Origin of the sequence: Ramlibacter sp. (assembly GCF_035706265.1) — a bacterium.
GTDB lineage: Bacteria > Pseudomonadota > Gammaproteobacteria > Burkholderiales > Burkholderiaceae_C > Ramlibacter.
Genome location: NZ_DASSVG010000189.1, coordinates 1 through 7,464, shown reverse-complemented (window position 1 = coordinate 7,464; position 7,464 = coordinate 1). Strand labels below are relative to the sequence as shown.

Annotated in this window: 5 protein-coding genes; 2 read left to right on the top strand and 3 right to left on the bottom strand. The window is 71.6% G+C overall.

What is annotated here, in order from left to right; all coding sequences use genetic code 11:
• Positions 1–1,591: multicopper oxidase domain-containing protein (locus VFM98_RS07105; RefSeq protein ID WP_325109210.1), on the bottom strand; the 1,591-nt coding region annotated here is incomplete at its 3' end.
• Between the two features lie 189 nt (positions 1,592–1,780).
• On the opposite strand from VFM98_RS07105, the gene VFM98_RS07100 reads away from it, so the two are divergent.
• Entirely contained in the window at positions 1,781–3,262 is a 1,482-nt protein-coding gene (locus VFM98_RS07100; protein ID WP_325109209.1) for an amidase family protein, read from the top strand.
• A 116-nt stretch (positions 3,263–3,378) separates the two neighbouring features.
• Here VFM98_RS07100 and VFM98_RS07095 read toward each other — a convergent pair whose 3' ends face one another.
• Positions 3,379–4,899, bottom strand: a complete 1,521-nt coding sequence (locus VFM98_RS07095) for an aldehyde dehydrogenase family protein (RefSeq protein ID WP_325109208.1) — start codon at positions 4,897–4,899, stop codon at positions 3,379–3,381.
• Between the two features lie 253 nt (positions 4,900–5,152).
• Between VFM98_RS07095 and VFM98_RS07090 the strand changes: the two genes are divergently transcribed.
• The gene (locus VFM98_RS07090; RefSeq protein WP_325109207.1) at positions 5,153–7,096 is read left to right on the top strand and encodes a sigma-54-dependent Fis family transcriptional regulator; all 1,944 of its coding nucleotides are present in this window, start codon (positions 5,153–5,155) and stop codon (positions 7,094–7,096) included.
• Here the strand turns inward: VFM98_RS07090 and VFM98_RS07085 are convergent.
• A partial coding sequence (locus VFM98_RS07085) for a GNAT family N-acetyltransferase (protein ID WP_325109206.1) occupies positions 7,053–7,464 on the bottom strand: 412 nt, incomplete at its 5' end. The genes VFM98_RS07090 and VFM98_RS07085 overlap by 44 nt on opposite strands.

The following is a 7,464-nucleotide window of genomic DNA, read 5'->3' as shown; positions in this document are numbered from 1 at the left end:
GTGTCGAAGCACCGCCTTGCGCCGGCGGAGCCGTCGGGCTCGGCACGCCGCTGGCCGGTGCGCTGGCGCCTGCGGCCGGCGAGGTCGCGCCCGCCGGCCCGGCCGCGGTGGTGACGGGCTGCACGTTCGCGTCGGCCCACTTGAAGAACTCGATGTAGCCCCGGATCTCCTCGTCGGTCAGGCCCTGGTTGGGCATCGGAATCTTCCAGCGATCCAGCAGCGCCTTGGCGGTGGGATCGGTCTGCAGCATCTGCTCCGGCGACTTCAGCCAGCGCGTGAGCCAGGCCGTGTCGTGCCGCTTCGTCGTGCCCAGCAGGTCCGGCCCGAGCTTGTCGCCGCTGCCCAGGGTGTGGCAGGCCAGGCACTTGGACTGGAAGTCCAGCTGCGCGCGCTGCGCCACCGGGTCGGTCGGCACCTTCTGCGTCGCCGGGATGTTGTGGTGCTCGGCATCGCCCGGCGCCACGGAACCGGCCGCGATGATGCCGATCGCGCCCTGCGAGGCGTTGGCGAAATGGTGGTCCACCATCACGTAGTTGCCCGCCTCGGGCAGGTAGAACTCCACGATGGCGCTGTTGGAGGAGCCGAGCAGCACCGTCTGCGATCCGCGCAGCTGGTTGTCGGGATTGCCCTCCAGCCACACGCGGTCGAAGATCGTGCCCACCACGTGGAAGCTGGAGGTGTTGGACGGCCCCACGTTCAGCACGAACAGGCGCACCCGCTCGCCGGGGTTGGCCTGCAGCGGCTGGTCGACCATGCCGTTGTAGCGGCCGTTGAAGACGGTGTAGGTGGGCGCCTTGGTGCGCACCTTCACGCCATCGAGCACGTACAGCGGCACGCCATCGAGCTTCCGCTTCTGCTGGTCGAGCTTCGTATAGAACTCGCTCTGGATCACCGCGTACTCGCGGTCCGCCTTGGTCGGGTAGCCGCCGCGCGGCTCCACGATCATCATCCCGTACATGCCCGACGCGATGTGCTCCAGCACCATGGGCGTGCCGCAGTGGTACATGTACACGCCGGGATAGTTGGGCGTGAACTCGAAGGAGATGGTCTGCCCCGGCGCGATCGAGCGGTACTTGTCGTTTGGCGCCACCATCGCCGAGTGGAAGTCCATCGAGTGCATCATCGGCGCGGCCGTCAGCTGCACGCCGGGCACCACCTCGTCCGACCGGTTGGTCATGGTGAACTTGACGCGGTCGCCCACGCGCGCGCGCACGGTCGGCCCCGGCACCGTGTCGCCGAAGGTCCAGGCGCTGAATTTCACGCCGGGCGCGAGGTCGATGATCTTGTGCGTGGTGTCGAGCCGCACCTCCTTCACCGGCGAGGGGTCGAGCGGCTGGATCGCCGGGCCCATGCTGAGGGCGCTGCCGAGCGCGAAGGCCCCCGTGTGCCGTTCGGACGACAGCGTGGAGGGCGCCGGCTTCATGTCCATCTTCGACACGTCGTAGCCGTCGTCCGCTGGGGCGTTCGCGGTGGCCGGCGCCGAGGCGGCGCTCGCTGCCGGCTCGGCCGCGGGCCGCTCGGGCACGCGTTCGCTGCAAGCGGCGAGCAAGGCGAGGCCCGCGATGGCCAGGGAGATGAAGCGTTGATGCATGAGATCGCCTTCCTCGAATGGTCCCGGATGGGCCGCGAGTCTAGCGAGCGTTGATGACCTTGTGGTGCGGATGCCCGACGAGCGCACCCGTTCAACGCGGCCGTAGCGTGGCTGCGCCGCCTGCGCATCACGACCTTGCGCGCGCCGATGCGGCCTTTCGTGTGCAGGCGCGCTGTCGATAATCGGCGCATGAAGCCGTCCGAGTCCTTCGTCCTCGAGGAGGCGAGCGTCGCCAGCATCCACGCGGCCATGCACCGCGGCGAGCTCACCGCCGTGCAACTGGTGCAGGCGTACCTCGCGCGCATCGAGGCCTGCGACCGCCGCGGCCCCGCGCTACGTGCGCTGCTCACGCTCAACCCGCGGGTGCTCGAGCAGGCCGCGCAGCTCGACGCGCACTGGCGCGCGCAGCAGGGCCGCGTCGGCCCGCTGCACGGCATCCCCGTGATCCTGAAGGACAACTTCGACACCCAGGACCTGCCCACCACCGGCGGCAGCGTCGCGATGCGCCATTCGCAGCCGCGCGGCGACGCCTTCACCGTGCAACGCCTGCGCGAGGCGGGCGCGCTGGTGCTGGCGAAAGCCAACCTGCAGGAGTTCGCGCGCGGCGGCATCTCCATCAGCAGCCTGGGCGGCCAGACGCTCAACCCCTACGACCTCACGCGCACGCCGGGCGGCTCCAGCGGCGGCACCGGCGCCGCCATCGCGGCCAACTTCGCCGTGCTCGGCACCGGCAGCGACACTGGCCAGTCGATCCGCTCGCCCGCCTCGGCCTGCTGCCTGGTGGGCGTGCGGCCCACCCGCGGCCTCGTCAGCCGCGGCCGCGTGATGCCCAACAGCTTCACGCAGGACGAGGTGGGGCCGATCGTGCGCACCGTCGAAGATGCGGCGCGCCTGCTTTCGGTGATGGCGGGCTACGATCCGCGCGACCCGGTGACGGCACTCGGCGCGGTGCGGCCGCCCACGGACTACCTCGCGGCCTTGCGGGCCGACGGCCTGCGCGGGGCGCGCATCGGCCTGCTGGAGGACGCGTGCGGACAGGAAGAACGGCACGCCGAAGTCAACGCCGTGATGGAACAGGTGCTGCGCGGCATGGAATCGCTGGGCGCGACGGTGCTGCGCCTGCGCATTCCCGGCCTGGAAGAACTCACCGCCCGCGTGAGCACCGACCGCTGGGAAGCGCGCGCGGCCTTCGAGCAGTACTTCGCCGGGCTGGGCGCCGACCAGCCGGTGACCGGCTTCCGCCAGCTGGTCGAATCGAACACCGCCGTGCCGCCGGTGCAGCAGGCGATGGAGGCCGAGCTCGCGATCGAGGACGGCCTCACGCAGCCGGAGTACCTGCAGCGCATCGCCAACCGCGACCGGCTGCGGGTGATGCTCGCGTCCCGCCTGGCCGACCTGGGGCTGGACGCGATCCTCTATCCGTTGCAGCGCATCCTGGTCGTGCCTGCGGGAGAAGCGGAGCAGGCCGAGCGCAACGGGGTGCTCTCGCACGGCACCGGCTTTCCGGCCGTGACCTTCCCGGGCGGCTTCTCGCGGCCCACGGCCACGGCGCCGCTCGGTGTCCCGATCGGCGCCGAATTGCTCGGACCGGATTTCAGCGAGGCGAAGCTGCTGTCGTACGCGTATGCGTTCGAGCAGGCCACACGCGTGCGCCAGCCGCCGCGCCTCTGACTTTCTCCCTCCCCCGTTGGGGGAGGGCTGGGGTGGGGGCACGCCGGTGCCCTTCTCGCACGCCGGAGCGCCCCCACCCCACCCTCCCCCCAGAGGGGGAGGGAGTCGAGGCCCGATCAGAAGAACCCCAGCGCCTTCGGGCTGTAGCTCACCAGCAAATTCTTGGTCTGCTGGTAGTGCTCCAGCATCACCTTGTGCGTCTCGCGGCCGATGCCCGATTCCTTGTAGCCGCCGAAGGCCGCGTGCGCGGGATAGGCGTGATAGCAGTTGGTCCAAACGCGGCCGGCCTGGATGGCGCGGCCCATGCGGTAGGCCCGGCTGCCGTCGCGCGTCCACACGCCGGCGCCGAGGCCGTAGGCCGTGTCGTTGGCGATCTGCAGCGCCTCCGCCTCGTCCTTGAAGGTGGTCACGGCCAGCACCGGGCCGAAGATCTCCTCCTGGAAGATGCGCATCCGGTTGTGGCCCTTGAACACCGTCGGCTGGATGTAGTAGCCCTCGGCCAGCTCGCCCGGCAGCCGTGCGCGCGCGCCGCCCACCAGCACCTCGGCGCCCTCCTCGCGCCCGAGCTTCAGGTAGGACTGGATCTTGTCCATCTGCATCAGCGAGGCCTGGGCGCCGACCAGGGTGGTGGTGTCGAGCGGGTTGCCCTGCTTGATGGCCTGGACGCGCTTGATCGCGCGCTCCATGAAGCGCTCGTACACGGAAGCCTGGACCAGTGCGCGCGAGGGGCAGGTGCAGACCTCGCCCTGGTTGAACGCGAACAGCACCAGGCCCTCGATCGCCTTGTCGAGGAATTCGTCGTCGGCCGCGGCGACATCGTCGAAGAAGATGTTGGGCGACTTGCCACCCAGCTCCAGCGTGGCCGGGATCAGGTTGGCGGCGGCCGCCTGCGCGATCGCCTTGCCGGTGGCGGTGGAGCCGGTGAAGGCCAGCTTGGCGATGCGCTTGCTGGTGGCGAGCGGCGTGCCCGCTTCCTTGCCGTAGCCGTTGACGACGTTGATCACGCCCGCGGGCAGCAGGTCGCCGACCAGCTCCATCAGCACCAGGATCGAGACCGGCGTGGACTCGGCGGGCTTGAGCACCACGCAGTTGCCGGCCGCCAGCGCCGGCGCGAGCTTCCAGGCCGCCATCAGGATGGGGAAGTTCCAGGGGATGATCTGGCCGACCACGCCCAGCGGCTCGTGGAAGTGGTAGGCCACGGTGTCGTGGTCGATCTCGGACAGGCTGCCCTCCTGCGCGCGCAGGCAGCCGGCGAAGTAGCGGAAGTGGTCGGAGGCGAGCGGGATGTCGGCGGCCAGCGTCTCGCGGATCGGCTTGCCGTTGTCCACCGTCTCCGCATAGGCCAGCTTCTCCAGGTTGGCATCGATGCGGTCGGCGATCTTCAGCAGGATGTTGGCGCGCTCGGCGGCCGGCACCCGGCCCCAGGCGGGCGCGGCCGCATGGGCGGCGTCGAGCGCCTTCTCCACGTCCTCCGCCGTGGAACGCGCGGCCTGCGTGTAGGGCTGGCCGTTGATGGGCGTCAGCACCTCGAAATACTGGCCGCGCACCGGCGCGACGAAGCGTCCGCCGATGAAGTTGTCGTAGCGGCTCTTGAAGGCGACGGGGGCGCCGGCGGCGCCAGGCTTGGCATAGATCACGCGTTGTCTCCGGTAGGTGGATGGAAGAAGCGCCCTGCGCGCCTCCGTCCATCGGATTGCAGCCCCCGTGCCACCCGGCGCTTTCATCATCGGAAGCCTGCAAGCCTGCCGAAAGGCGCCGGCCTTACGGTGGCGGGCGTGCCGGGACGGTGCAGCGGCCGCTGCCCGGTGTGTCGGAATGGAACAGGCCGGCACGGATTCCGGGCCGAACCGGACCGGCGGGCCGCGCAGAATTCGCTGGAGGAGACAAGCCATGCGGATGCACGAAGTCGCGCAGAGGCCCGCGCGCAGCGGGCTGCGGCTGGCCCGGCGCCAGTTGCTGGAAGCGGGCGAACTGAAGCGGGAGCTGGTAGGCCCCGAGCTCGCCGGCTCCTGGCTGCGCAGCTGGCAGGCCGGCCTGCAGCCGGCCGGCCGCATGCCCGGGGCGCCGCACGCCTCGGGCCCGCAGCTCGCGCGCGCGCTGGAGCAGCAGCGCGAGCTGGTCGCGCATGCGAGCCCCGTCATGGAGTTCCTCGTCGAGCAGACCGAGGGCACCGACAGCATGGTGATCCTGGCCGGCGCCGACGGCGTGGTGCTGCAGGCCATGGGCGACCTGCATTTCGTCAGCCGCGCCGAGCGCGTGGCCCTGCGTCCCGGCGCCACCTGGTCCGAGCAGTACCGCGGCACCAACGCGATCGGCACCGCGCTGGCGGAGCGGCAGCCCATCGCCGTGCATTCCGAGGAGCACTACCTCGAACGCAACGCCTTCCTCACCTGCGCGGCGGCGCCCATCCTCGCGCCCGGAGGGCAGCTGCTGGGCGTGCTGGACGTCTCGGGCGACCACCGCGGCTACCACCCGCACACGATCGGCCTGGTGCGTTCCGCGGCGCGCATGATCGAGCACCGGCTGTTCGAGACCCGCCACGACGTGCGCCACTGGAGCGGCCTGGTGCTGCGCCTGCACGCGCAGCCCGAAGGCATAGGCACGCTCACCGAAGGCCTGCTCGCGGTGCGCGAGGACGGCGGCCTGGCCGGCGCCAACCGCGCCGCGCTGCGCATGCTGGGGCTGGACTGGCCGCAACTGGCGCGCTGCCGGCTGCAGGACGTGCTGGCCGAGCCGGTGCCCCTGCTGATGGACTGGTTCCGGCGCTCGCCCTCGGTGCCGCGCATCGTGCACGGCCACGCCGGGGCGGCGCTGTGGGCCCGCGTGGAGGCCGCGCGGCCGGTGCTGTCGGCGCATGCCGCGCGCTCTGGCACCCCGGTGGAGGATGCGGCGCCGGCCGATGCGCTGGCTGCGCTCGACACCGGCGACCTCGCGATGCACGCGGCAATCGAGCGGGCGCGCAAGCTCGCGCCGAGCGCGATCCCGCTGCTGGTGCAGGGCGAGTCGGGCGCCGGCAAGGAGGTGCTGGCCCGCGCCATGCACGCGTGCAGCCCGCGCCGCGGCCAGCCTTTCGTGGCGGTGAACTGCGCGGCGCTGCCCGAGGCGCTGATCGAGGCGGAGCTGTTCGGCTACGAGCGCGGCGCCTTCACCGGCGCCGCCCGCGAAGGCGCCACCGGCCGCATCCGCGAGGCACAGGGCGGCACGCTGTTCCTCGACGAGATCGGCGACATGCCGCTCGCGCTGCAGACGCGCCTGCTGCGCGTGCTGCAGGACCGGCAGGTCACGCCGCTGGGCGGGGGCAAGCCGGTGGCGGTGGATTTCTGGCTGGTGTGCGCCACGCACCGCGACCTGCGCGCGCAGATCGCGGCCGGGCGTTTCCGCGAGGACCTGTTCTACCGCCTCAACGGCTTCACGCTCAAGGTGCCGCCGCTGCGCGCGCGCAGCGACCTGCCCGCGCTGCTCGCGCAACAGCTCGCGCAGCTGCTGCCCGGGCGCGACGTGCAGGTGGAGGCCTCGCTGCTGGCCGCCTTGCGTTCCCATGCCTGGCCGGGCAACCTGCGGCAGCTCGCGAGCGTGCTGCGCACGGCCTGCGCCCTGCTGGAGCCGCAGGAGAACGAGATCGGCTGGCACCACCTGTGCGAGGATTTCGCGGAGCAACTGCGCGGGCAGCCGCAAGGCGGCGTCGACGCACCGGAGCCGGCGGACCTGCGCAGCATCTCGCGCAGCGCGATCCGGCGCGCCCTCGATGAAGCCGCCGGCAACGTCTCGGAAGCGGCGCGGCGGCTGGGGATCAGCCGCAATACGCTGTACCGGCGGCTGGGGGACTCGCCGTAGCCAGGCGCAAGCGCATGTGCATCGTGTGGTCCCGGTCCATCCGGACTTCGAAGCCCTTTTCGCGCGCCAGCGCCGCCATGCCCTCGTTCTCCGGCAGGCACTGGCCGAACACTTCGGCGGTGCCGCGCGCGCGCAGGTAGGCCAGCAGCTTGTCCAGCAAGCGGCCGCCGAGGCCGTGGTGCTGCCAGTCCGAAGCCACCTGCACGGCGAACTCCGCCTCGCGGTTGTCCGGGTCGCAGATCGCGCGCACCTCGCCCGCCATGCGCTCGCCGTCCAGCGCCACGAAGGTCATCTCGCGCTCGTAGTCGATCTGGCAGTAGCGCGCCAGTTCCGAGCGTGGGACCTCGCGCCGGGCGAGGAAGAAGCGC